This window comes from Pantoea sp. CTOTU49201 (assembly GCF_032054795.1).
Lineage (GTDB): Bacteria > Pseudomonadota > Gammaproteobacteria > Enterobacterales > Enterobacteriaceae > Pantoea > Pantoea symbiotica.
The window spans coordinates 1-23583 of the sequence record NZ_DAMBSA010000008.1 but is presented as its reverse complement, the minus strand read 5'-3'; the positions used below and the strand labels follow the sequence as shown (position 1 = coordinate 23583).

At 52.7% G+C, this 23583-nt stretch carries 24 protein-coding genes; 7 read left to right on the top strand and 17 right to left on the bottom strand.

The window, feature by feature from the left end; translation table 11 throughout:
* Positions 1-11: 11 nt before the first annotated feature.
* Positions 12-485 carry a MarR family winged helix-turn-helix transcriptional regulator gene (locus RTY00_RS01355; RefSeq protein WP_312663170.1) on the top strand — a complete coding sequence of 158 codons (474 nt, stop codon included), beginning with the start codon at positions 12-14 and terminating at the stop codon, positions 483-485.
* A 7-nt stretch (positions 486-492) separates the two neighbouring features.
* Here the strand turns inward: RTY00_RS01355 and recG are convergent, their stop codons facing one another.
* The 5 genes from recG to gmk are packed head-to-tail and all read right to left on the bottom strand — an operon-like array spanning position 493 to position 6355.
* Positions 493-2571 carry an ATP-dependent DNA helicase RecG gene (gene recG / locus RTY00_RS01350; protein ID WP_312663169.1) on the bottom strand — a complete coding sequence of 693 codons (2079 nt, stop codon included), beginning with the start codon at positions 2569-2571 and terminating at the stop codon, positions 493-495.
* Complete coding sequence (gene trmH, locus RTY00_RS01345) at positions 2568-3263, bottom strand: tRNA (guanosine(18)-2'-O)-methyltransferase TrmH (RefSeq protein ID WP_312663168.1); 696 nt, start codon at positions 3261-3263, stop codon at positions 2568-2570. Before trmH ends, recG begins: the two co-directional genes overlap by 4 nt.
* 3 nt (positions 3264-3266) lie before the next feature.
* Positions 3267-5378, bottom strand: coding sequence for a bifunctional GTP diphosphokinase/guanosine-3',5'-bis pyrophosphate 3'-pyrophosphohydrolase (gene spoT, locus RTY00_RS01340; RefSeq protein WP_008109771.1), 2112 nt, complete (start codon positions 5376-5378; stop codon positions 3267-3269).
* Positions 5379-5398: 20 nt separating this feature from the next.
* Positions 5399-5674, bottom strand: a complete 276-nt coding sequence (gene rpoZ / locus RTY00_RS01335) for a DNA-directed RNA polymerase subunit omega (protein WP_087490290.1) — start codon at positions 5672-5674, stop codon at positions 5399-5401.
* Positions 5675-5731: 57 nt separating this feature from the next.
* A complete protein-coding gene (gene gmk, locus RTY00_RS01330) occupies positions 5732-6355 on the bottom strand; it encodes a guanylate kinase (RefSeq protein WP_008109768.1) in 624 nt (207 codons plus the stop codon).
* A gap of 240 nt (positions 6356-6595) precedes the next feature.
* Between gmk and ligB the strand changes: the two genes are divergently transcribed.
* The gene (gene ligB / locus RTY00_RS01325; RefSeq protein ID WP_312663166.1) at positions 6596-8365 is read left to right on the top strand and encodes an NAD-dependent DNA ligase LigB; all 1770 of its coding nucleotides are present in this window, start codon (positions 6596-6598) and stop codon (positions 8363-8365) included.
* Here the strand turns inward: ligB and RTY00_RS01320 are convergent.
* Entirely contained in the window at positions 8279-8896 is a 618-nt protein-coding gene (locus RTY00_RS01320) for a trimeric intracellular cation channel family protein (protein WP_008109765.1), read from the bottom strand. The two genes, ligB and RTY00_RS01320, sit on opposite strands and share 87 nt — an antisense overlap.
* A gap of 362 nt (positions 8897-9258) precedes the next feature.
* On the opposite strand from RTY00_RS01320, the gene RTY00_RS01315 reads away from it, so the two are divergent.
* Positions 9259-9879 (top strand): LuxR C-terminal-related transcriptional regulator, encoded by a 621-nt coding sequence (locus RTY00_RS01315; RefSeq protein WP_312663165.1) that lies wholly within the window; start codon positions 9259-9261, stop codon positions 9877-9879.
* A gap of 80 nt (positions 9880-9959) precedes the next feature.
* On the opposite strand, the gene RTY00_RS01310 is transcribed toward RTY00_RS01315, so the two are convergent.
* From RTY00_RS01310 to lpxP, 6 genes are all read right to left on the bottom strand, one after another.
* Positions 9960-10604 carry an oligosaccharide flippase family protein gene (locus tag RTY00_RS01310; RefSeq protein ID WP_312663164.1) on the bottom strand — a complete coding sequence of 215 codons (645 nt, stop codon included), beginning with the start codon at positions 10602-10604 and terminating at the stop codon, positions 9960-9962.
* A 74-nt stretch (positions 10605-10678) separates the two neighbouring features.
* Positions 10679-10945 (bottom strand): hypothetical protein, encoded by a 267-nt coding sequence (locus tag RTY00_RS01305; RefSeq protein WP_312663163.1) that lies wholly within the window; start codon positions 10943-10945, stop codon positions 10679-10681.
* A 435-nt stretch (positions 10946-11380) separates the two neighbouring features.
* A complete protein-coding gene (locus RTY00_RS01300; protein ID WP_179453166.1) occupies positions 11381-11776 on the bottom strand; it encodes a polyketide cyclase in 396 nt (131 codons plus the stop codon).
* A 111-nt stretch (positions 11777-11887) separates the two neighbouring features.
* The gene (locus RTY00_RS01295; protein ID WP_312663176.1) at positions 11888-13030 is read right to left on the bottom strand and encodes an alanine racemase; all 1143 of its coding nucleotides are present in this window, start codon (positions 13028-13030) and stop codon (positions 11888-11890) included.
* Between the two features lie 116 nt (positions 13031-13146).
* Complete coding sequence (locus RTY00_RS01290) at positions 13147-14586, bottom strand: efflux transporter outer membrane subunit (RefSeq protein ID WP_312663162.1); 1440 nt, start codon at positions 14584-14586, stop codon at positions 13147-13149.
* Between the two features lie 138 nt (positions 14587-14724).
* Positions 14725-15648, bottom strand: coding sequence for a kdo(2)-lipid IV(A) palmitoleoyltransferase (lpxP, locus tag RTY00_RS01285; RefSeq protein ID WP_008109757.1), 924 nt, complete (start codon positions 15646-15648; stop codon positions 14725-14727).
* Positions 15649-16132: 484 nt separating this feature from the next.
* Between lpxP and RTY00_RS01280 the strand changes: the two genes are divergently transcribed.
* The gene (locus RTY00_RS01280) at positions 16133-16558 is read left to right on the top strand and encodes a hypothetical protein (protein ID WP_312663161.1); all 426 of its coding nucleotides are present in this window, start codon (positions 16133-16135) and stop codon (positions 16556-16558) included.
* Positions 16559-17415: 857 nt separating this feature from the next.
* On the opposite strand, the gene RTY00_RS01275 is transcribed toward RTY00_RS01280, so the two are convergent.
* On the bottom strand, positions 17416-18279 hold the full coding sequence (locus RTY00_RS01275; protein WP_312663160.1) for a YicC/YloC family endoribonuclease: 864 nt from the start codon (positions 18277-18279) through the stop codon (positions 17416-17418).
* Positions 18280-18435: 156 nt separating this feature from the next.
* On the opposite strand from RTY00_RS01275, the gene RTY00_RS01270 reads away from it, so the two are divergent.
* The gene (locus RTY00_RS01270; protein WP_312663159.1) at positions 18436-18879 is read left to right on the top strand and encodes a DUF3574 domain-containing protein; all 444 of its coding nucleotides are present in this window, start codon (positions 18436-18438) and stop codon (positions 18877-18879) included.
* 32 nt (positions 18880-18911) lie between these two features.
* Here RTY00_RS01270 and RTY00_RS01265 read toward each other — a convergent pair whose 3' ends face one another.
* Positions 18912-20096, bottom strand: a complete 1185-nt coding sequence (locus tag RTY00_RS01265; RefSeq protein WP_312663158.1) for a nucleoside transporter C-terminal domain-containing protein — start codon at positions 20094-20096, stop codon at positions 18912-18914.
* A gap of 144 nt (positions 20097-20240) precedes the next feature.
* Between RTY00_RS01265 and rph the strand changes: the two genes are divergently transcribed.
* Positions 20241-20957 carry a ribonuclease PH gene (gene rph / locus RTY00_RS01260; RefSeq protein WP_061720334.1) on the top strand — a complete coding sequence of 239 codons (717 nt, stop codon included), beginning with the start codon at positions 20241-20243 and terminating at the stop codon, positions 20955-20957.
* A gap of 49 nt (positions 20958-21006) precedes the next feature.
* Positions 21007-21648, top strand: a complete 642-nt coding sequence (gene pyrE, locus RTY00_RS01255) for an orotate phosphoribosyltransferase (protein ID WP_008109749.1) — start codon at positions 21007-21009, stop codon at positions 21646-21648.
* Between the two features lie 41 nt (positions 21649-21689).
* Here pyrE and slmA read toward each other — a convergent pair whose 3' ends face one another.
* The 3 genes from slmA to coaBC all read right to left on the bottom strand — a co-directional run.
* Positions 21690-22286 carry a nucleoid occlusion factor SlmA gene (slmA, locus tag RTY00_RS01250; protein WP_008109747.1) on the bottom strand — a complete coding sequence of 199 codons (597 nt, stop codon included), beginning with the start codon at positions 22284-22286 and terminating at the stop codon, positions 21690-21692.
* Between the two features lie 116 nt (positions 22287-22402).
* The gene (dut, locus tag RTY00_RS01245) at positions 22403-22861 is read right to left on the bottom strand and encodes a dUTP diphosphatase (protein ID WP_008109745.1); all 459 of its coding nucleotides are present in this window, start codon (positions 22859-22861) and stop codon (positions 22403-22405) included.
* Positions 22839-23583 (bottom strand): bifunctional phosphopantothenoylcysteine decarboxylase/phosphopantothenate--cysteine ligase CoaBC (gene coaBC / locus RTY00_RS01240; RefSeq protein ID WP_312663157.1); only part of this gene is annotated, 745 nt, incomplete at its 5' end. The genes dut and coaBC, both read right to left, overlap by 23 nt.

Here is a 23583-nt window from a genome sequence, read left to right as displayed (position 1 = left end):
GGATGACGTCAATGGAAAGCGTGCAAAATACACATAATGGTGCAGCATTCGATGATCTGCATAATGCGCTGCTGATGATTGTTGGAACCTTCAACCGTCCGCAACGTGATGAATTACTGATAAAAGAGTCGAATATTCAGCTCGATCGCGCGCTGTTTCCGCTGCTGATTCAAATTGGTCGCTTCGGCCCGATTGGCGTGGTCGAACTGGCGGAGCGTGCGGGGCGTGATTACACCACCGTCAGTCGTCAGGTGGCAAAGCTGGAGGAGCTAGGATTGGCGCAGCGCCAGAAAAATGCCAAAGACAAACGGGTGAATGAAGCGGTGATCACGGCAGCAGGTAAAGCGATGACCGACAAGATCGATGCGGCGCGTGCGCAGATCTATCAGAACCTGTTTGCCAGCTGGCCGGATGAAGAGCGCACCGAGCTGGCGCGTCTGCTGCAGAAGTTTGTCGGGGATTTTATGGCTATCGATAAGCGATAACGGCGGATTAAGCGTTGCTGTAGCGCTCGGTTTCCGGCAGCCAGCGCTCAATCAGCGCCTGCGCCTGCTCTGGATAGTGCTGGTGGATATGACGCGCCACGCGCTGAACTTCAGGAATCATGCCCTGATCGCGCAGCAAATCAGCCACTTTAAACTCGGCGTTGCCGGTTTGACGAGTGCCGAGCATCTCACCCGGACCGCGAATCTCCAGATCGTGCTGAGCAATCACGAAGCCGTCGTTGCTATCGCGCAGCACCTGCAAACGCTTCTGCGCGGTTTTGCTGAGCGGCGCTTTGTACAGCAACACGCAGTGTGAGGCGACAGCACCACGGCCCACGCGGCCGCGCAGCTGATGCAGCTGGGCCAAACCGAGACGTTCCGGGTTTTCGATAATCATCAGGCTGGCATTCGGCACATCCACGCCCACTTCGATCACCGTGGTGGCGATCAGCAGCTGGATTTCATTGGCCTTAAACGCCGCCATCACAGCCTGTTTTTCGGCGGGCTTCATGCGGCCGTGCACCAGACCAACCTGCAAATCGGGCAGCGCCACTTTCAGCTCTTCCCAGGTTGCTTCCGCCGCCTGCGCTTCCAGCACTTCCGACTCTTCAATCAGCGTACACACCCAATAAGCCTGACGCCCTTCATGACAGGCGCTTTGCACGCGCGTGATGATCTCACTGCGGCGGCTGTCGGGAATCGCCACCGTGGTGACCGGCGTACGGCCTGGCGGTAATTCGTCGATGGTGGAGGTATCGAGATCGGCGTAAGCGGTCATGGCCAGCGTGCGCGGAATCGGCGTGGCGGTCATAATCAGCTGATGCGGATGAAAACCTTGCTCCTCGCCTTTTTCCCACAAGGCTAAGCGTTGATGCACGCCAAAGCGGTGCTGTTCGTCGATGATCACCAGCGCCATGCCGTTGAATTTTACCTGCTCCTGGAAGAGCGCATGGGTACCGACCACCATCGCGACCTGGCCGCTGGCGATGGCTTCCTGCTGCGCTTCTCGCGCTTTGCCTTTCTGCTTGCCCGCCAGCCAGCCCACTTCAATCCCCAGCGGTGCAAACCACTGGCGGAAGTTGTTGGCATGCTGCTCGGCCAGCAGTTCGGTCGGCGCCATCAGCGCCACCTGTTTGCCGTGCGCGATGACGTTCAGCGCCGCCAGTGCGGCCACCAGCGTTTTACCGGAGCCGACATCGCCCTGTACCAAACGCATCATCGGAAAATCGTTGGCCAGATCTTTTTCGATTTCAGCAACCACGCGCTTTTGCGCGCCGGTTGGCGAGAAGGGCAGCGCCGCCAGCAGCTGATCAACCAGCTCGTGGCGCGCCGTCATCGGCAGCGCATGATGGCGCTGCGCACCGGCGCGTACTGCCAGCATGCTGAGGTTATGTGCCAGCAGCTCTTCCAGAATTAAACGTTTCTGTGCCGGATGGCGGCCGCTTTCCAGTTCGCTCAGGCGTAGGTCCGGCGGCGGACGATGCAGCGTGCGCAGTGCATCCGGCAGGCTAATCAGCCCACCGCTCAGTTCAGAGGGTAGCAGTTCGGCAATCGGGCAACTCTCCAGCAGCGTCAATGCCTGATCGGTGAGATTGCGCAGTGTCGCCTGACGAATGCCTTCGGTAGTGGGATAGACCGGCGTCAGGGTTTCCTGCAGCTCAACGCCGCCTTGTTCGCCCTGCACGCGATACTCGGGATGAATGATTTCAGCACCACGCTGACCGCGTTTAATCTCGCCATAGGCGGTAACGCGACGGCCCGGCGACAGGCTGTTTTTCATCCCGGCATTGAAATTGAAGAAGCGCATGGTCAGCATGCCGCTGCCATCGCTGATCTGGCACACCAACATGCGGCGGCGACCAAAAGTGATTTCGCTGCTCAGCACTTCACCTTCCACCGTGGCATAGACGCCCGGCAGCAGGTCATTGATTTTATACAGTTGGGTGCGGTCTTCGTAGCGCAGTGGCAGATGCAGCAGTAAATCCTGAATGGTAAACAGGCCAAGTTTGGCCAGCTTGCCCGCCTGACTGGCGCCGACGCCGGTCAGGGTACTGAGCGGGATGGCATCCAGCAGACGGCCTTTCATTTTCTACCTGTTGATTGCATGGTGGCCCACCAATCGGCATCGGCTTCCACTTCGCCCTGGCCATTTATGTGCGGATAAGGCAGATTTTTTTGTTTGGCGACGCGCGCCAGCACCGGATAACCGCCTTCAAACAGCAAACGCTGTTGCTCATCTTCATCCAGCAGGCTGTAGGTGCGTTGATACATGCCGGCATTCTGTCGCTGACGTTGCGCTTCATACAGAATCAACGCGGAAGCCACTGAGACATTGAGCGACTGCACCATGCCGACCATCGGCACAATGATGTCCTGATCGGCCAGCGCCAGCGCTTCAGCAGTAATTCCGGTTTTTTCCTGACCCATCAGAATACAGGTCGGTTTGGTGTAATCGATCTCGCGAAAATCTACCGCTTTGGCCGACAGATTGGTCGCCAGCACCTGCATGCCTTCATTCTTCAGATGACGCACCGCATCTGCAATATGCTGATGCGTTTTAACTTTCACCCAACTGTTACTGCCCGCCGAAGCAGCAACCATGGTGCGCATTCGCACGCTTGGCCAGACTGCGTGCACTTCATGGATGCCCACCGCATCGGCGGTACGAATCACCGCCGAGACGTTATGCGGTTTATGCACCTGTTCCATGCAGACGGTGAGATCGTGCTGGCGCAGGGCCAGCATCTCCTGAATTCGGGCAAAACGTTGAGCGTTCATCGACTAGTTACGGTTGCGGTGAACTTTGATCACGTCCGGCATTACGCGGATTTTGCGCATAATATTCGCCAGATGGACGCGATCGTTCGCGGTGAGGCGGATAAAGGCGCTATACACGCGACCATCACGCTCTTCGGTATTCAGGCTCTGGATATTGGAACCGGCGGTGTTGATTGCCGCAGTCAGATTCGCCAGTGCGCCCTGATGATTGAACATGTCGACTTTAATCTCAGCGACAAATTCCTGATCGGTCACTTTATCCCACTCTACCGGCATGAACTTTTCAGGCTCTTTTTGGTAGCCGCGAATGTTACGGCAGGATTCGTGATGCACCACTAAACCTTTGCCGGGACTGACGTGCGCCACAATCGGGTCGCCAGGAATCGGACGGCAGCATTTGGCGAAGGTAATCAGCACGCCATCCGCGCCTTTGATCGGCAGCTTTTTACGTTTGCTATTACTCTGCGGCTCTTCATTGCCTGACTGCAGCAAGTTCTTCGCCACCACCACGCTCATGGCGTTGCCTAAGCCAATTTCTGCCAGCAAATCATCGATAGCGGTGAGCTTCATGCGCTCAAGTTCGTGCTGAATGTTCTCAACCGGAATCTCTGCCAGCTTCTTGCTGCCGCCGAGCGCGTGGCTCAATAGACGACGGCCAAGGTTGACGGAGTCTTCACGTTTGAGGTTTTTCAGCAGCTGGCGGATTTTGGCGCGCGCTTTCGAGCTGACGACAAAATTGAGCCAGGCAGCGTTCGGGCGAGCGCCCGGCGCGGTAATGATTTCAATGGTTTGACCGCTGGTCAGCGATTGTGACAGCGGGTAAGGCTGGCGATCGACGCGTGCGCCGACGCAGGCATGACCGATATCGGTATGCACCGCATAAGCGAAATCGACTGGCGTGGCGCCTGCCGGCAATTCGACGATGCGGCCTTCCGGCGTGAACACGTAGATCTCATCCGGGAAGAGATCGGATTTCACGCTTTCGATAAATTCAAATGAGCTACCGGCGCTTTGTTGCAGCTCCAGCAGGCTTTGCAGCCAGCGTTGAGCACGAATCTGCGCGGTGGTGCCGCTGACTTCGCCGCTCTCTTTATACGCCCAGTGTGCTGCCACACCCATTTCTGCCATCTGATCCATGTCTTCGGTACGGATCTGCACTTCAACCGGCACGCCGTGCGGGCCAATCATTGAAGTATGCAGCGATTGATAGCCGTTGGCCTTGGGAATGGCGATGTAATCTTTGACGCGTCCAGGACGCGGTTTGTACAAGCTGTGCATCTGTCCGAGCACGCGATAACAGGTATCCAGATCTTTCACGATGACGCGGAAAGCATAGATATCCATGATCGAGTGAAAACGCTGCTCTTTCAGGTGCATTTTGCGGTAGATCGAATAGAGATGTTTTTCGCGTCCACTTACGCGGCAGGGAATGCCTGCTTCCTGTAAGCGACCGTCGATTTCAGCAAGGATCTTCTGAATCATCTCTTTACGGTTACCGCGCGCCGCTTTCACCACCTCTTTAATCACGCGGAAACGGTTCGGGTAGAGCGCTTCAAAGCCAAGCTCTTCCAGTTCTGTTTTCAGGTGATGAATACCAAGGCGGTGCGCCAGAGGACTGTAAATCTCCAGCGTTTCCAGCGCGATACGGCGTTTTTTATCCGGACGTAACGCGCCGAGCGTGCGCATGTTGTGCGTGCGGTCGGCCAGTTTGATCAAGATGACGCGGATATCCTGCACCATCGCCATGATCATTTTGCGGAAGTTTTCAGCCTGCGCTTCTTTCTTGTCGCGGAACTTCAGCTTATCGAGCTTGGATACACCTTCCACCAGTTCGGCAACGCTTTTACCAAACAGCTGTTCCATATCCTGGTAAGTGGCGGGCGTATCTTCAATCACGTCATGCAGCAGCGCCGCCATTAGCGTTTCATGGTCGAGTTTCATCTCGGCCAGAATGCAGGCAACAGCAACAGGATGGGTGATATAAGGCTCGCCGCTGGAGCGTGTTTGACCCTCGTGGGCATCACGCGCGACTAGATAAGCTTGCTTGAGGCGCTTAATTTGCTCCTCAGGCAAGTATTTTTCAATCAGTTGATTGAGGCTTTCAAACAGATACAAGGGCGACCTGCGAAGTGCTGTTAACGACGACCTTCAGCGATAGCGGTAACGGCTTGTAACTCAGCGGCTTCCTGCTCATGCTGTTCCTGACGATCACGGACATCCAGAATCTGGTTCGTGATCAGACCTTCTTCGATTTCGCGCAGAGCGATAACGGTTGGCTTATCGTTCTCTTCCGGAACCAGCGCATCTTTACCGCCTACCTGCATCTGACGTGCACGACGTGCAGCGACCAACACCAGGTCAAAACGGTTACCAACTTTCTCTACTGCGTCCTGAACGGTTACGCGTGCCATAGGTGTGCTACTCCACAGATGATGAAGAAATGACTGGGCATAATACTGAAAGTGAATTCAGACTGCCAATAGTTTGCTGATTAAAGCATCATGTCGCGATTTTTGGCGACCCATACGCAGACGTTCTGCGCGAATAATGGTTTTCAGATCTGACAGCGCCAGATCGAAATCATCATTAACAATTAAATAATCATACTCGGCGTAGTGGCTCATTTCTGCCACGGCCTGTTGCATACGTCGGGCAATTACCTCTTCGCTGTCCTGACCGCGGCCACGCAGGCGACGATCCAACTCTTCGGTAGAAGGCGGCAGCACAAAGATGCTGCGTGCGGCAGGCATTTTCTGGCGAATTTGCTGCGCACCTTGCCAGTCGATATCCAGGAAGACGTCCACGCCGGTCGCCAGCACCTGCTCAATCGCAGCGCGTGACGTACCGTAATAATTGCCAAACACTTCCGCATGTTCGAGGAAGTCGTCTGTGGCAATCATGGTCTCGAATTCGGACTTAGAGACGAAAAAGTAGTGCTCACCATGAGCTTCACCGGGACGCACGCCACGGGTGGTATGAGAAATAGACACCTGCGTATCGTACAGCGGTTGTGTCTTTAACAGCGCCTGAATCAGGCTGGATTTACCCGCGCCGCTGGGGGCGGAAACTATATAAAGCGTGCCTTGAGCCATGGTTATCTTGAATTGAGTAAAGAGCGGAGTCGATTTCCTGCACAGTATACACGGCTTGGGGTGGTCACGCAGCGTTTGCCGCTTGGCTGAGGCAATTCTTTTTTCTGTGAAGCCGCGCCAGAGGCTGATGTAGCAGGCTGCAACAGCGAATTAATCTCTGGAATCTGCTTCCAGCGCGCAATTTTCGTGACTGGTAAATGGCTGCGCTGCGCTCTCCAATAGCGAAAAAGGAGAGCGAAGATGAAAGGATGTCTGAGTTTATTGTGTTGCTTATTCAGCATCGGTTGCTGGGCCGAAGCGCTCTGCCCGAACTGGTCGCCGGTGCGCGCGGGGCAGGAAATCGCACAACTGCAAACCCAGCTACGGCAATGGGATGATGCCTATTATCGGCAGGGCGCCAATCTGGTGACCGATGCCGATTACGACAGCCTGCAGCAGCGATTACAGCAGTGGCAGCGCTGTTTCACGCCGGCGCAAGCCACCTACGATGCACAACTCACCACCGATGGCAGCACGCATCATCCGGTGGCGCATACTGGCGTGCGCAAACTGCGCGATAAGCTTGCGGTGGCGTACTGGATGCAGGATAAATCTGCGCTATGGCTGCAGCCGAAAGTCGATGGCGTCGCCGTCACCTTGGTGTATCGGCAGGGCAAGTTGGCGTCATTGATCAGCCGCGGTGATGGTTTGCGCGGTGAAGAGTGGCTGGCAAAATCCGCACATATTCCCTCCATTCCGCAGCGTTTGGATACTTTGCGAGAGGAAGTGGTGCTGCAAGGTGAGCTGTTTCTGCAAATGACCGATCATCAACAGGCGCGCGACGGCGGTAAGAACGCGCGTGCTCAGGTGGCGGGGGCGATGATGCGCCACGACAACAGCCCGCTGCTTGCGCGACTTGGCATCTTTATCTGGGCGTGGCCGGATGGGCCAAATTCGATGCCCGATCGTCTGGCGCAACTCACACAATGGGGATTTGGACTGGCGCAGAGCTGGAGCCGTCAGGTGAGTAATGAAGAGGAAGTCGCGGTGTGGCGCGATCGCTGGTTCCATGAATCATTGCCGTTTGTCACCGATGGCGTGGTGATCCATCAGTCACCCGTCAGTGCAGGGCGCGACTGGCAACCTGGTCAGGGTAGTTGGTCAGCGGCATGGAAATATCAACCGGCGGAAGTCAGCAGCGAAGTGCTGTCAGTGGATTTCAATGTGGGGCGCACGGGAAAGGTCGCAGTGGTGCTGAATCTGGGACCAGTGCAACTGGAGGACAAAACCGTGCGCCGGGTAAACATTGGTTCACTGCGACGCTGGCGTGAACTGGATGTGATCGCAGGTGATGAGGTGACGCTCACACTGGCGGGATTAGGCATTCCGCGACTGGAGCGGGTGATTTGGCGCGTGGCGCAGCGCGATTATCCTGTGTCACCACAGGATGGCGAATTCAACGGCTTAACCTGTTTGCACTTTAGTGCCGACTGTCGGGCTCAGTTTTTGTCTCGCCTCAGCTGGCTAAGCCAAAAATCAGTACTCGATATTGCGGGCGTACAGCGCAGCAGCTGGCAGCGCCTGCTGGATAGCGGTGCTATCACTCATCTCTTTTCATGGCTGACACTGACGCCAGAGCAAATTGCGCAGGCCAATGGCATTACACCCGTTCGCGCGCAACTTATCTGGCACCGCTTTAACCTGACGCGCCAGCAGCCGCTGCGGCGCTGGGTGAGTGCGCTTGGCTTGCCGTTGCCGCGCGCAGCGTTACAGGCGTTACCGGATGTGCAGTGGTCGCAGTTGCTGACGCGAACGGCGGAAAGCTGGCAGCAGTTGCCCGGCATCGGAAGCGTGCTGGCGCAGCGGATTGTGATGATGCTGCAGGATGCGCACCTGCAGCAGTTGATTCACTTTCTGCAGCAGCAGGAGATTCCTGCCACTGATTCAGTGCTCAGGATGGGGATAGTTGAAGATCGGCAAGCCGAGGCGGAAACGCAGCGCCAGCAAACGGGCGAAGAAGCCGAACAGTAGCGTGATGATCACCACCGCTTCGTGCGCCAGCGGCGTTTTCAGCAACAGGATATACATCCAGCCTGAGGCGAAAGCGATCCCGGCATACAGCTCTTTCTGGAACACCAGTGGAATGCGGTTGCAAAACATATCGCGCAGCACGCCGCCAAACACGCCAGTGATCACGGCGGCGATGGCGGCGATGATGGAAGCGTGTCCGCTATCCAGCGCGACCTGGGCACCAATAATGGAGAACACCACCAAACCCAGCGCATCCAGCACCAGAAACACTTTACGCAGGTGCGTCATCAGCGGCGCAACAAAGGTGGTCACCACCGCAGCCGCAGCAACAATCATGATGTATTCCGGGTTCTTAACCCAGCTGAGCGGATAGTGGCCCAGCAGAATGTCACGTACCGAACCGCCGCCAATGGCGGTTACCGAGGCGATGATGATCACGCCAAACAGGTCCATTTTACGACGTCCTGCCGCCAGCGCGCCGGTCATGGCTTCGGCTGTAATACCAATAATATAGAGAACGGTTAATAACATAGAGCACTCCAATAAATTGGCGGCAAGGCTAAAGATTTCCCAGAGTGTAGACCACTGAGATTTTCTAAATACAGCGCTATCGGATTAGGCATTTTGATGGCGAGCATGCTAACAGGCTTAGCGTGCGGGATAAATCGAGAGTTAATGACCTTTTCGCATAAGTATAAATGATGCGAAGAGGCTAAAGCCTTTCTTCTTAAGTTCCATCCAGTTTGTGTCGTACGTGATTACTGGCAAATAAACCCGGCTTTCCGCTCTCAGGTATCACGCGTAGCAACTATTGGACAGGCATGAAAACTCGCAACGAAGACATTCTCTTTTTCTCCTCTGACAAACTGGCAGCGCTGGGGCTTGAGAGTCTTTTGTCCAGGTTACCTGTGGCGTGTCAGGTGCATGAACTGTGGTCACTCAGCACGGTAATGGCGAAGTGTGAGAAGATGAAACCGCGTTTGCTGGTGTGTATCTTTCATGAAAATATGCCGCTAACCGGCACCTTAAAAGTGCTTTACGCTTTGCAGCAGCAGTTTCCCGCGATGCAAATCGTGGTCCTCACGCGACGTTTGTTACCGCTGATGCATGCGCTCAGTCATTATCTGCCTTCACTCACTGTTTTGGATTTAAAATCCTCGCGCCAAATGCTCTCCAGCCGCCTGCTTACCAGCATCAACACCAATGCTCAGATTCAGTTAGTCGAGGGTGCTGATATTCTGCTGCCTGATCGGCAATTAAGAGTGTTACTGATGATGGCGTGGGGTTACAGCATCGAGCACATCGGCATTCGCTTAGGCATCAGTCATAAAACCGTGAATGCACATAAGCTCAATGCATTGTCGCGACTGCAGGTCAGAAGCAAAAATGATATGGCCGATCTGTATATGGTGATTGATGAGTTACGCATGATAGTGAGTTGGCTGCGCTTGCAGCGTAACGGCAAGTTAAGTGAACTCAGTTTCCAATCACTGGAAGAGTTACTGGAAGCCTAAAAAGAAAAAAGCGTGCTGGCGACCAGCACGCGAACGCATCTTTTCAGATGCCCAGAGCCCACCATACAGACTTGTTTTTATTATCCGTTTCTTGCTCGCACGTTAGCGAAACTTTTCAGGCTAAAACGGTATTCTGGCTGGAACCAGGAGCGACCGTAGTAGCAGTAGATCAGCATTCTGATGGATACCATCGCGAGGTAGCCCCAGATGGCGCACAGCACCGAAGGTGTCAGCCACACGGTAAAGAGTGTGACGCCCAATCCCACCAGCACAGAAGATATTTCCGCAAAAGCGATACGCGAAAATTGGTTTTCTCGCTGTAATATGGCGCGATAATGTTGTCCCTGCGGAATAATAATGAAAATGACCGACATCATTTCCAGCATGATTGCCATTTCGGGCTGATTCATTATACGACTGGAAATGTCGCTGCCAATAAACAGTGCAGCAAAAATAGCCAATCCGCTTAATACATTCCCCCAATACAATATTGAGAGATCGCTGTTATTCAGGTTTTTACTTCTTATAATTCTATTGCTAAATCCGCGATCGGCCAGCGTATCAATAATTAATAACATCACAATGGCAATGGCGAGTAAATCTAACTCGTTTGCCTGGAGTATTTGTGCCAGAAGTGAAAGTTGTAAAACACCAATGCCGACGATTTTAATCGATGACAAAATTGACCATTTAGTGTTAGCCAGATTTTTTTCTCTTATCGCCATACTCTGCTCATTATGGTACATGTACCAGTGCAATTAAGGGTTTACCCTGGCCGCAGGCCAAAGCACAGCTCACATTAATGCAGCGTTTCCTGACGCAGCCCTGATATTCCTTTCAGGTTTTGCCACGTAAAGATGCTCGCAATTAAATGATGTTCTGAATTTATTAAGATGCCCCTGGCGCTTAATGGTGTTGTTGTCTTAATGGTATCTCCTCCTGTGCGGAGGAAATCCGTAAGATCATTATAAAATCCCTTTGCGTTTATATATTCCCCGGCCAGCATCCGCCTGGCAATCTCAACAAATTCTTTTTCTGATAACAAAGGATAGGTTGAGCGATCCATGTTATTTCCCTGCTGTTGTTATTATGGTTACTGCTGTGTGTGAATGAGTTATACCGTGTTTTAATTAAATTAACACCATCAGAAAACTCCTATAAATAGACCGCAGGAATAAATGGTTTCAGAATTTGCATCAGAATATATAAGGCGAGTGATTTACTATTTATTAGTGCTTTTCTTCATTCAGGACTGGTGAATGAAGAAGTGTTCGAGGCAATTAGAAAAAACTTCGATAAATCAGAGTGACTCAGCATTTCCATACACATCCTCACCAGGAATTTTCCTGCTGAGGATGCTTAAGCCGGGCTGGTGAATAACAGATAAACACATGAAGGTTTGAGTGAAACAGTTAAACGCTACTGAGCAAAAAAGTAACCGATTTTTATTGATTGATTCCAGCATGCGTTAAAGAGGCGAGCACTTCATAATCCATTGATTCTAATGAGTTAACAGATGGAGAAGCTGTTCGAGGTCGCGTTTTACCCACGCTACATCCCCGGCAAACTTCTCGTCAGACATGAATGGTTGACGGTAAACCACCATCACCACTTCTGCGCCTTGCTCGTTAGCAATCACCCGCATCGGCATATAAATCTCTTTACCGTTTCCGGTATCAATCCAGTGATCCATCACGCCAAACGGATTATGTGGGGTAAAGCGAATCTTCACCGTTCCTTCGGGACCTTTGGCTTTCCAGCTGTTCCCTTCCTGCGTCAGCGTACTGGCGCTGAGTCCGCTAGCCCATTTGGCAAAGCATTCAGGTTTCCAGATGGTTTCATACAAATCTAACCAGTTGCGTGGGACCGTGAGTGTGACTGTCTGAGATGGCAGCATGGAACCTCCTGATGAGCTAACAAGAAGTCATTAAAGCACGCTGATACCGGGCTGCAAACGGCCCGGTCATGGAAGTGTGGGACAGCAGCGGTTTCCGTGAAAACGCTGTAATCAGATAAACTTGCCGCGCCCCTGAATGTCCTGCTCTTCACCCGCACCATCAGCATGGCGCAGCACGAAGCGATCGGACTGCGCAACCACCGCGCAGCTGTGGTTAGGGAAGATGCGCAGCAGCGCGCCAACGGCTGGTGCCTGTTCGGCGTATTGCAGGAAACCATGCTCTTCTGACAGCTTCAACACTTCAAAGTGATTGCCTTGCTCATCCACGGCGATACCAAATCCGCTGGCATTGGTGCCGTGCGGGCCTTTGTCAGAGCTAAGCATTTTAGAACCGGCATCAATAATGGCGAAGTGCGGATTGACGGCCACCACGCGCGTCACCACGCTCAGCGCTAACGCATCTGGCGTGCAGAGGCCCAAACGCCATGCGGTGAGATCGAGCAACGCGTAATTGCCGGGGCGGATTTCATCGCAGCCCTGCGCAACGGGCGCTGCCAAAGCTGTTGGCGTTGAACCGACCGAAATCGGGCAGTGCGCAAAACCGGCGGCAATCAGGCGCTGTTGAAGATCCTGCATCAGTGCAATTTCCTGCAAGGCTACTTCTGCAATCGCCGTGGCGTTGCCTGCGCCATAAGCGTGACCGGCATGTGAAACCAGCCCGGCAAAAGTGAGGCCCGCATCCTGAATCTGCTGCGCCAGCGTAATGGCAGCATCGCTGTGCGGATCAACGCCGATGCGATGTAATCCCACATCCACCTTAATGGCTAACGCCAGCTGACAATCGGGCTGACGCTGATGTGCAGCCGCTATTGCCGCTACGCCATTAGCGCAATCAGCAATGCAGGTAATGCGCGCCTGATGTTGTGCGGCCACCGCCAACAGCTCTTTCAGCGTCCCGGCATGCACAATCGGATAAGCCAGCAGCAGATCGCGTTCGCCACCCAGAATAAAAGCGATGCCTTCACTCGGTTTAGATACGGTAATGCCACGCGCGCCGAGCATGCGCTGCTGCTCAGCAATCCAGACACTTTTGTGGGTTTTGATATGAGGACGTAACGTGACGCTAGCGGCATCGGCTTTTTGCTGCATCTGTTGCAGGTTGCGCTGCAGGCGCGGCGCATCAATTTCGAGGTAAGGCGTCAGTCGGTCGGCAATCAGAGGCCGCAACCAGCCAGCCTCAATATTCTGTTCCATCATAATAGTCCGCAGGTGATTACACTGTGCGAACTATGATTCATCAATGTACGGCAGAATGCCAGCCAGCAAAATCTACACATTCATGCGTAGGGTCGCCATTCATGGCGACCTTTTCAAACCTTAGCACTGCCGCTCTGGAATCCGCCGCCCAAATCCTCAATCAACACCACCGCAAGATTGATCTGTTGAGCCTTCAGCGCCACCAGTTTTTGATCGGATTCGATCAGCTGATTCTGGATTGTCAGCACATCCAGATACGGACGCAGGCCCGCCGCGTATTCGCGATGCAAATCATCCCACGCGCTGTGAATCAGCTGGTTGGCGCTTTCCTGCTGCGCCAGCTGATCCTGAATCGATTGCAACTGCGTGATGGTATCGCTGATATTGCCCAGTGAACCGATCAGCAACTTATTGTACTGCGCCACCGCCAGATCCCAGTTGGCGTCGCTTTCTGCTAAATCGGCACGACGTTTACCCGCGTCAAAGATTGGCAGCGATAGGCTCGGGCCCACATTAAAGAAACGACTTGGCGCGCCGAGGAAAGCATCGCCGAGCAGTGATTTGGTGCCGGCTTCCGCCACCAGATTGATGTTGGGATAGAACTCGGTTTTGCTGACGGCGATCTGTTTCGATGCCGCTTCAACGCGCCAGCGCGCGGCTACCACATCAGGACGACGACCCAGCAGTTCGGCCGGGATGGCGTTTGGCAGCATGGCGGCGACCGGCACATTCATCTGCGCCGGTTTTAACTGGTGCCAGTAATCCGGGCCTTTACCAATCAATATCGAAAGCTGAATACCGGCATCGGTGACATCTTGTTTGGCTTCAGTCACTCCGGCTTGCGCCGTTTTTTGCTGCGACAGCGCCTGCTTATATTGGTAATCGGAAGTGAGTCCGGCGCTGACATATTGCTGCTGAATGTTGGCGATACCCACAGCACGTTCGAGATTCTGCTGTGCCAGTTCAGTATTATTCCAGGCGAGATTAAGGTTGTTCCACGCTCGCGTCACGTTTGCGGCTAAGGTTAACTGGCTGGCCTGACGATCTAGCTCGCTGGCGCGTGCTTGCCCCAATGCAGCTTCAGCGGCATCTTTTTTGCCGCCCCACAAATCAAAGGTGTAGCTCAATCCAACGTTGGCGGTGCGCAACGTGCTGTAGCTTTTGCCCTCCAGCAGCGGATCATCCACTTTTGCCACGCGCGAGCGCGTAATGCCGGCGTTGAGATCGACATCCGGATAGCGCTCGGCATCGGCGGCAATTACCTGTGCATTGGCTTTATCCGCCTGCGCGTTGACCACCTGCAAATCCGGGCTGGAAGCCATCGCATCATTAATCAGTCGATTGAGTTGAGCGTCGTTAAAAGTTTGCCACCATTCGCTTTTCGGCCAATTCGCGGCGCTGAAATGCGCATCTTTCAGGGATTGACTGGATTGCAGGGCGTTGGCATCAAGTAGGGTGTTTTTAGGGTGTAAGCCGTGTGGATTGGCACAACTGGCCAGCAGCGCTGTGGCAACGGCCAGCGCGAGAAATTTGCAATGAAAGTGCTGTGTCATGGTTCTGGTCAAAGAGAGGAGGAGGCGACCATTACAAGAGGCAGGGCAGATTTTGACAAACCTGTTTTTCGTTAAGAATGGTTGTTAAATGTGAGTAGAGAAAATGAGCAGCAGGCGAAAACCTGCTGCATCAAGAGATTAGATATAAAGAGACGCTTCACCCGGCGGGCGGGTTTTAAAGCGGCGGTGCAGCCACAGGTATTGATCGGGTGCGCGCAGAATTTCTTTCTCGATGACGCGATTCATATAAGCAGCGGCGGCAGCCTCATCTTCATACGGATAATTTTCCAGTTCTGGCTGAATGATCAGCTGATAACCGCTTTTATCCTGATTGCGAATCAGCACGATGGTTAGCATCGCCGGTTTCGCCAGACGAGAAAGCACAAAGGTGCCGTTGGTGGTCGCCGCTTGTTTAACCGCAAACAGCGGGGCAAACACGCTGCCTTTCGGGCCGTAATCCTGATCCGGTGCGAACCAGACCGCTTCGCCTTTTTTCAACGCCTGCACCATGCCGCGCAAATCACGACGGTCGATCATCGCCTTATTTGAACGCATGCGACCTTTGGTTTGTGCCCACTCCATCGCCTGATTGTTGTGCGGACGATACATCGCCATCATTGGCTGGCATAAACCGGTAATGCGGCCGCCCAGCTCCAGCGACATAAAGTGCACACCAATAACCATTACACCGCGCTGGTGGCTTTGCGCGTGCTGCAAATTTTCGAGTCCGCTGACTTTAAAGTAGCGACGTACGCGCGCATCGGACCAGAACCAGGCAATGCCGGTTTCTGCCAGCGCCATTCCCAGTGATTCGAAGTTGCCGGCGATCATCGCTTCTTTCTTCTCTTCATCAATATTAGGGAAGCACAGCTCGATATTGCGACGAGTGATGCGTTCGCGACGCTTGAGGAAGTGACGCGACAATTTGCCAGCGCCCGCGCCAAGCCGGATCAAAATGGGGTAAGGAAGTTGCACCAGCAGCCACAGCACACCTAGCCCAAACCAGGTAAACCAATAGCGGGGATGCAGAAGTTTGGAACGGAACTGCCTGGATTTCGTCATAACGCCTTCATGTCGGGAGAAAATGTATCGCACAAAGAAGAGAGTCCATGAGTTCCTGGCGGTACAGCTGTTCTAATTACGACCAGTAGATTAACAAATAGTGCCGCCAAAGAAACGCGATCTCCACAATCTTTAAGATTAATGGAAATCATTGATGAGGCGACTATTAGCAGGTTAATGGCTATCTGATGGACATTTGTCAATTCTAACAAAGATTTAATCACGGGGTTTAGTGCAATTTTCTCACGCTGTTTGCGCGCTTAACTGCGCAGCAGAAATGTTTTTATATCATTGCTGACACTATTTTTACGCTAACGGCTAAAAATTTGTCTCTATACGGCTGGCTTAAACTCTTTAAGACAAGTCCTGCCTTCGTTAATGGTTGATCTCAGTTATCTTTCCCGCACAGAAAAACAGGCTGATAAAAAGTTTCGATAAATCAGCGTGTCAGGGAATGACTAATATAACTAACAAGGATCACACGATGAAAATCAGCATTGCCACTTCAGCTTTACTTATCGGATTCTCCCTCTTTAACGCACCAGTGATGGCCGCTGATGATAGCGGACGTGTCACCTTTACTGGACAGATTGTTGAAGGTAATTCGCCCTGTTTAATCGGCTACGCAGGCAATGATCAGGCAATTTCACTTTCTGCTGCCAAAAGCAGTGCGTTTTCAATGAAGGTTAATCGCTGTGGTGTTGAAACCTTACATGGCATCACTGCTTCATTTAATGCTTCTGCCACCAATGCCATCACCATCAAAAACAGCCGTGGCCAGTTGATGAATGCGACACCACGTAACCTCACCTTAAGCCAGCAGCGCACACTGGATTTCACCGCCAGCGCGGCATCATCAAATACCCACAGTTGTAGCAGTATCAGATTGACCAGCGTCGCTACGAATTAGTCCAGCAGGACGATCAAATAAAAAATTATTTTTAAAGTGGAGATGTTTTAAATTAAACTTCAGCGAGCTAGAGAAATCTATTTTTAATGGGTTAATTTTTTTGCAAAACATAAGATTTTAAAAATACTTTTGTGATCGAGTAAATGGCAATAGGGATGGCTACTGCAAAGAGCGATGTTATCAGAAATCCTAATAAAGCATGATCGATATAACCATCGAAAATTCTCTGCGGTAAAAAGTAAAAGTAAAGATACATCAGGAAGAAGAAATATACAGGTTTAATCATAATAATTAAGCTTTCAAACACAAATATCTTGACGCGAATTATTTCCTTGTGCCGGTATCTTTTAATGCACGTTTTTAACGTTGAATAGATTAATCCGCTGGTGGTAAATAAGATAAATAAACAAACTATGGTATGGATTCTACCATACGCATGTTCTGGTCTGGCTCCCCAAAATGATTGGGTGAGTTTATCGGCTACTTCATAAGGTATATTTGTCTCAATGAGGTTAAATAGGATATCAGTTTCAGCTATTCCGATCGTTACAAGAGTAGCTAAAAAAGTCGAAAAAAATATCATAAGCATTGTAATCGCACATTTTTTCATTCGTTGCATCATTGTTAATGGTCTTGGTTTTATAAAGAAGGCGTTAAGATGTGTCGATTATAGAAAGGTTGCTTTCGATTAAAAGTAAACAATATTTTAATGTGGTGATGTTGTGAGAATTTGAGACGGTTCTCAACGTTGTGAGTCTTTATTGTTACTGTTTTAAAATATTTCCTTACCTGTCTTTTTACAAAATAATAAAGCCCGCGATGCGGGCTTTATTATCAATCGTGACCATCAGCAAAAACTATTCGATATTCTGAATCTGCTCACGCATCTGCTCAATCAACACTTTCAGCTCAATCGCTGATGTAGTGATCTCAGCATTAATTGATTTCGAAGCCAGTGTGTTCGATTCGCGGTTGAACTCCTGCATCATAAAGTCGAGGCGGCGGCCAACGGCTTCTTTCTTTTTCAGGATGTTGTAGGTCTCTTTAACGTGCGCATCCAGACGATCCAGCTCTTCTGAAACATCGGTGCGCTGCGCCATCATCACCAGTTCCTGCTCCAGGCGATTATTTTCCAGCTGCACTTCGGCTTCTTCCAGCTTGGTCACCAGACGCTCGCGCTGCCATTTGATCACTTCTGGCATCTGCGCGCGCACTTTGCTGACTTCGTGCGATACGCCTTCCAGACGCTGTTCAATCATCGCTTTCAGCGCTGTACCTTCGCTTTCACGCGCTTCGATAAAGTCATCCAATGCGCCATCCAGCGCCATCAGCAGTTCAGCATTGATAGCGTCGAGATCCTGCTCTTGCGCGGACATCACGCCCGGCCAGCGCAGAATATCCAGCGGATTAATCGCGCCTTCATCACTCTGCATCTTCACCCAGTTGGCGGCCTGCACCAGCTGCTTGGCCAGCGATTCATTCAGCTGCAGTTCACCTTGCGCGCTGGCATCGGCGTCATAACGCAGGTTGCACTCGATTTTACCGCGCGTCAGACGATTGCGGATGCGCTCGCGGATTACTGGCTCCAGACCACGAAATTGCTCCGGCAGACGGATATAGGTTTCCAGATAGCGCTGGTTAACCGAACGGATTTCCCAGGCGGCGCTGCCCCAGTGGCCTTTGGCTTCGCGGCGGGCGTAAGCGGTCATACTGCGGATCATAGTCGTCTTCTCTTTTTCAGAAATGTTGGGTGAAGTATAGCGAGGCAGCCTCGACGCTAACAGGCATAAGCGCACTTAAGCTTGAATAACAAAAAATTACCCCTTTTGCCGACAGACACTTATGCTTAGCGCTGGTTCGCTTAAAAGGATGAAGTGATGTTCCGCTTTCTGGCTCTTCCTGCTTTATTAACTTTACTGCTCGCTGGCTGTCAGGCACCGTCGACCACAACGCAACAGATCCCGCCCAACACTGCGCCGGTCGCGGTATGCGGTTCGGGTGACGTGATGATGCAAACCACGTTGTGGTTTGGCATGAACAAACCGAAAGGTGGCATCGTCACCAGCAGCGAATGGCAGCAGTTTGTCGATAACGATGTGACGCCGCGTTTCAAAGACGGTTTATCGGTATATGACGCAAAAGGGCAGTGGCTGGGCGAGAACGGCAAGCTGGCGCGAGAAAACAGCAAAGCGCTGATGCTGATTCACAATCCGGATTTAGCGAGTTCTGAGAGCATCAATAAGCTTCGCGACGTATATAAAAAGCGCTTTGAGCAGGAATCGGTGATGCGGGTTGATTCACTGGTGTGCGTGGCGTTTTAAAAAAATGGCGGCCATGCAGCCGCCATGCGTTATCAGATAAACAGCCCGGCAAACGCGGCCGAGAGCAAGCTCACCAGCGTAGAGCCATACACCAGCTTCCAGCCAAAACGGGAAACCACATTGCCCTGTTTCTCGTTCAGGCCTTTAATCGCACCGGCAACGATGCCGATCGAGGCGAAGTTAGCGAACGAAACCAGGAATACCGATAGAATCCCTAATCCGCGCGGCGTCATCTCAGCCGCCACTTTCTTCAGCTCGATCATCGCGACAAATTCATTCGCCACCAGTTTGGTGGCCATAATACTCGCCGCCTGCAAAGCATCGGCGGAGGGAATGCCAACCAGCCATGCAAACGGATAGAAAACGTAGCCGAGCAGCTGCTGGAAGCTGTAGCCAAATAGCGCCGCGAACAGCGCATTGATCGCCGCAATTAACGCGATAAAACCAATCAGCATCGCCATGATGATCATCGCCACTTTAAAACCGGCGAGAATGTATTCGCCCAGCATCTCAAAGAAGCTCTGATCTTCGTGCAGCTTATCCAGCGCAATCTGCTCTTCGTTTTCCGGGCGGGTTGGATTGATGATCGAGAGGATAATAAAGGTGCTGAACATATTGAGCAGCAGCGCCGCAACCACATATTTGGCATCAATCATCGACATATATGCGCCAACAATCGACAGCGAAACCGTCGACATCGCTGTCGCCGCCATGGTGTACATACGCGGAGCGGAGATATCGGCGAGAATGCCTTTATAGGCGATGAAGTTCTCCGACTGGCCAAGAATCAAGGTGCTGACGGCGTTAAACGACTCCAGCTTGCCCATGCCATTCACCTTCGACAACAGAGTACCAACGGCGCGAATCAGCAGCGGCAGAATGCGCCAGTGCTGCAAAATGCCAATCAGTGCGGAAATAAACACAATCGGGCAGAGCACGCCGAGGAAAATAAAGGCTAATCCCTGATCCGCCATATTACCGAAGACAAAGTTGGTCCCTTGCGCGGCGTAGGTTAATAAGGTTTCGAAGAAGCCGCCCACCGCAGAGACCACCGATTGGCCGCCCGCCGAATGCAGGAAGAACCAGCCCAGGGCGGCTTCAACAATCAGCAGCTGAATAATAAAGCGGGGACGAATGCGTTTGCGGTCGTGGCTGACCAATAGCGCAAGGGCAAAGATCACCACCAGCGCCAGCAGGAAATGGAGTATCGCGATCATCATTTATCTTTTTTAGGGAGGAAACGCGCATTTAGCCACAGCCACCACAGAATTTCATCCAGGATTGTGGCGATCGCGGGCAGGACAGCCGCAGCTGAAGTCCGTATAATGCGCAGCCAAACCTAAGCAAGCCGGAGAGAAACCATGCGTCCAGCAGGCCGTAGTGCATCTGAAACACGTCCCGTCACACTCACTCGTCACTACACCAAACATGCAGAAGGCTCTGTGCTCGTTGAGTTCGGCGAAACCAAAGTGCTGTGCACCGCAACCGTCGAAGAGAGCGTGCCGCGTTTCCTCAAAGGCAAAGGTCAAGGCTGGATTACCGCAGAATATGGCATGCTGCCGCGTTCTACCCACAGCCGCATGGCGCGTGAAGCGGCCAAAGGCAAACAGGGCGGCCGTACGCTGGAGATTCAACGTCTGATCGCCCGTTCACTGCGCGCAGCAGTTGATTTGGAAGCGCTGGGTGAATTTACCATCACGCTGGATTGCGACGTGATTCAGGCCGATGGCGGCACGCGTACCGCATCCATTACCGGTGCCTGCGTGGCGCTGGCTGATGCGTTGAATGCGCTGGTGGCTGCTGGCAAGCTGAAAGCCAGTCCGCTGAAAGGCATGGTGGCAGCGATTTCTGTGGGCATCGTCGGCGGTGAAGCGCTGTGCGATCTGGAATATGTGGAAGATTCCGCCGCAGAAACTGACATGAACGTGGTGATGACCGAAGATGGTCGCATGATTGAAGTGCAGGGCACCGCAGAAGGTGAACCCTTCAGCCACGACGAGTTACTGCAGCTGCTGGCGCTGGCGCGAGGCGGCATTGAGCAATTAATTCAAGCGCAGAAAGCGGCGCTAACTAATTGATGTAATAGGCGACCATAGAGTCGCCTTTTCTTTATTTGAGGAGTGAGAAATGAAAGCCTGGCAGCGTCAGTTTATTGAATTCGCCCTGAACAAAGGGGTGCTGAAGTTTGGTGAGTTCACCCTGAAATCGGGACGTAAAAGCCCCTATTTCTTCAATGCCGGTCTGTTTAATACCGGTCGCGATTTAGCGCTGTTGGGTCGTTTCTACGCGCAGGCGTTGGTCGATGGCGGTGTCGATTTCGACCTGCTGTTTGGTCCGGCGTATAAAGGCATCCCGATTGCCACCACTACGGCGGTAGCGCTGGCCGATCATCATGAGCGTGACGTGCCTTACTGCTTTAACCGCAAAGAAGCCAAAGATCACGGCGAAGGCGGTTTGCTGGTCGGCAGCCCGCTGCAAGGTAAAGTAATGCTGGTGGATGATGTGATCACTGCTGGCACCGCGATTCGTGAATCAATGGATATCATCAGTGCGCATAACGCGACGTTAGCGGGCGTGTTGATTTCGCTGGATCGTCAGGAACGCGGCCGCAGCGATATTTCGGCGATTCAGGAAGTGGAACGCGACTATAAATGCAAAGTCACCGCGATTATTACGCTGGCTGAGCTGATTGATTATCTGGAAGAGAAGCCGGAGATGGCTGACCATCTGGCGAAAGTGCGCGCGTATCGCAAAGAGTACGGGATTTAATTATTCGGTAATGAGGTCGGCATAAATGCCGACCTGGTCTTTTAAACCAACTGCGCAGCCATCAGCGGCCAGCGACTCTCGAAATCGGCAGTCGGACGAAAGCGGAATTCCGAGCGCACATAGCGCGACAACAGCCCTTCACAAAACGCCAGCAACTGGCTCGCCAGCAGCGTTTCGTCGTTCTGGAAACCTTCACCATCACGCATTTTCTTCTCGCGCATCACCTGACGTAGCTGCACTTCAATACGTTCGAACAGCTGGTTGATACGCCCTTGCAGGCGATCCTGTTCAAACATTAGCGCGTGGCCGGTCAAAATACGCGTCAGCCCCGGATTACGCTCACCAAATCCCAGAATCAGCTGCACGATTAAACGCAGTCGCGTCAGCGTCTCTTTTTCATCTTTCAGGATCAGATTGATGCGGGTAATCAGACTGTCTTCAATAAACTCGATCAGGCTGTCAAACATGCGCGTTTTGCTGGGAAAGTGACGATAAAGCGCCGCTTCCGACACGCCGACATTCGCGGCCAGCTTCGCGGTGGTGATGCGCTGACTGCCATCGCCCGACTCCAGCATTTGCGCCAGCGCCTGCAAAATCTCTTCCCGACGATTCCGTTTCGCGACTTTTTTTTCTGCCATGACCTTCAACACCCCTGAAATTCACCAAAAACAGGCAATACTGCCTCATCTGCCACAGACATAGCGGCCTGTGGCGACAAGAAATAAAAAGATGGCTAAGCGAAAAGTGTCGCGTGTTACTGACGGCCTGAGTGACCGAAGCCGCCTGCGCCGCGATCGCTGGTGTCAAAATCTTCCACCAGGTTAAATTCGGCCTGCACCACCGGCACGAAGACCAGCTGTGCCAAACGGTCGCCTGGCTGCAGCGTGAAGCTATCCTGACCACGGTTCCAGACAGAAACCATCAATTGGCCCTGATAATCGGAGTCGATCAAACCGACCAGGTTGCCCAGCACGATGCCATGTTTATGGCCAAGGCCGGAGCGCGGCAGAATCACGGCTGCCAGACCTGGATCGCCAATGTGAATCGCCAGACCGGTTGGAACCAGCGTGGTCATGCCTGGTGCGATTTCTAGTGCATCATCCAGGCAGGCGCGTAAATCGAGACCTGCGGAACCAGAGGTTGCATAAGTCGGCAGCGGGAATTCGTTGCCCACACGTGCATCAAGAATTTTAACGTCGATTTTTTTCATCATAACGGCTGACAATCTCGTCTATTAATTGTTGGCCAAGGAGCGTCTTATCACTGAGCGGTAAGACTTTTTCTCCTTCCTGCCAAAAAAGGTGAAGAGCATTGGTGTCGCTATTGAAGCCCTGACCCGCCTGCGCCACATCATTGGCACAAATCAGATCCAGGTTTTTTCGCACCCGTTTTTGCCGCGCGTATTCTTCCACATTCTGGGTTTCGGCAGCAAATCCCACAACGTAAGGGCGATTTTTCTGCAGCGCCGCTACGCCTGCGACAATATCGGGGTTCTTCACCAACTGCAGCGTGACGCTATCGTCGCCACCCTGTTTTTTGATTTTCTCTGCGGCAATGTTAGCCGCCCGGTAGTCTGCCACGGCTGCGCTGGCAATGAAAATATGTTGTTGCTGGATTTGCGCCATCACCGCCGCTTCCATCTCCAGCGCGCTGTCGACGTCCACGCGTTGCACGCCAGCTGGCGTTAGCAGCGCCACCGGACCGGCAACCAGCGTCACCTTCGCACCGCGTTTTGCTGCCGCAGCCGCAATCGCAAAGCCCATCTTGCCCGAGCTGTGATTGCTGATATAACGCACCGGGTCCAGCGCTTCACGTGTTGGACCGGCGGTGATCATAATGTTGAGATGTTGCAGATCGTTGACGGGCGCAGCCCATTCCAGCGCGTGCGCCACAATCGCCAGCGGGTCGAGCATGCGGCCCGGACCAATATCGCCG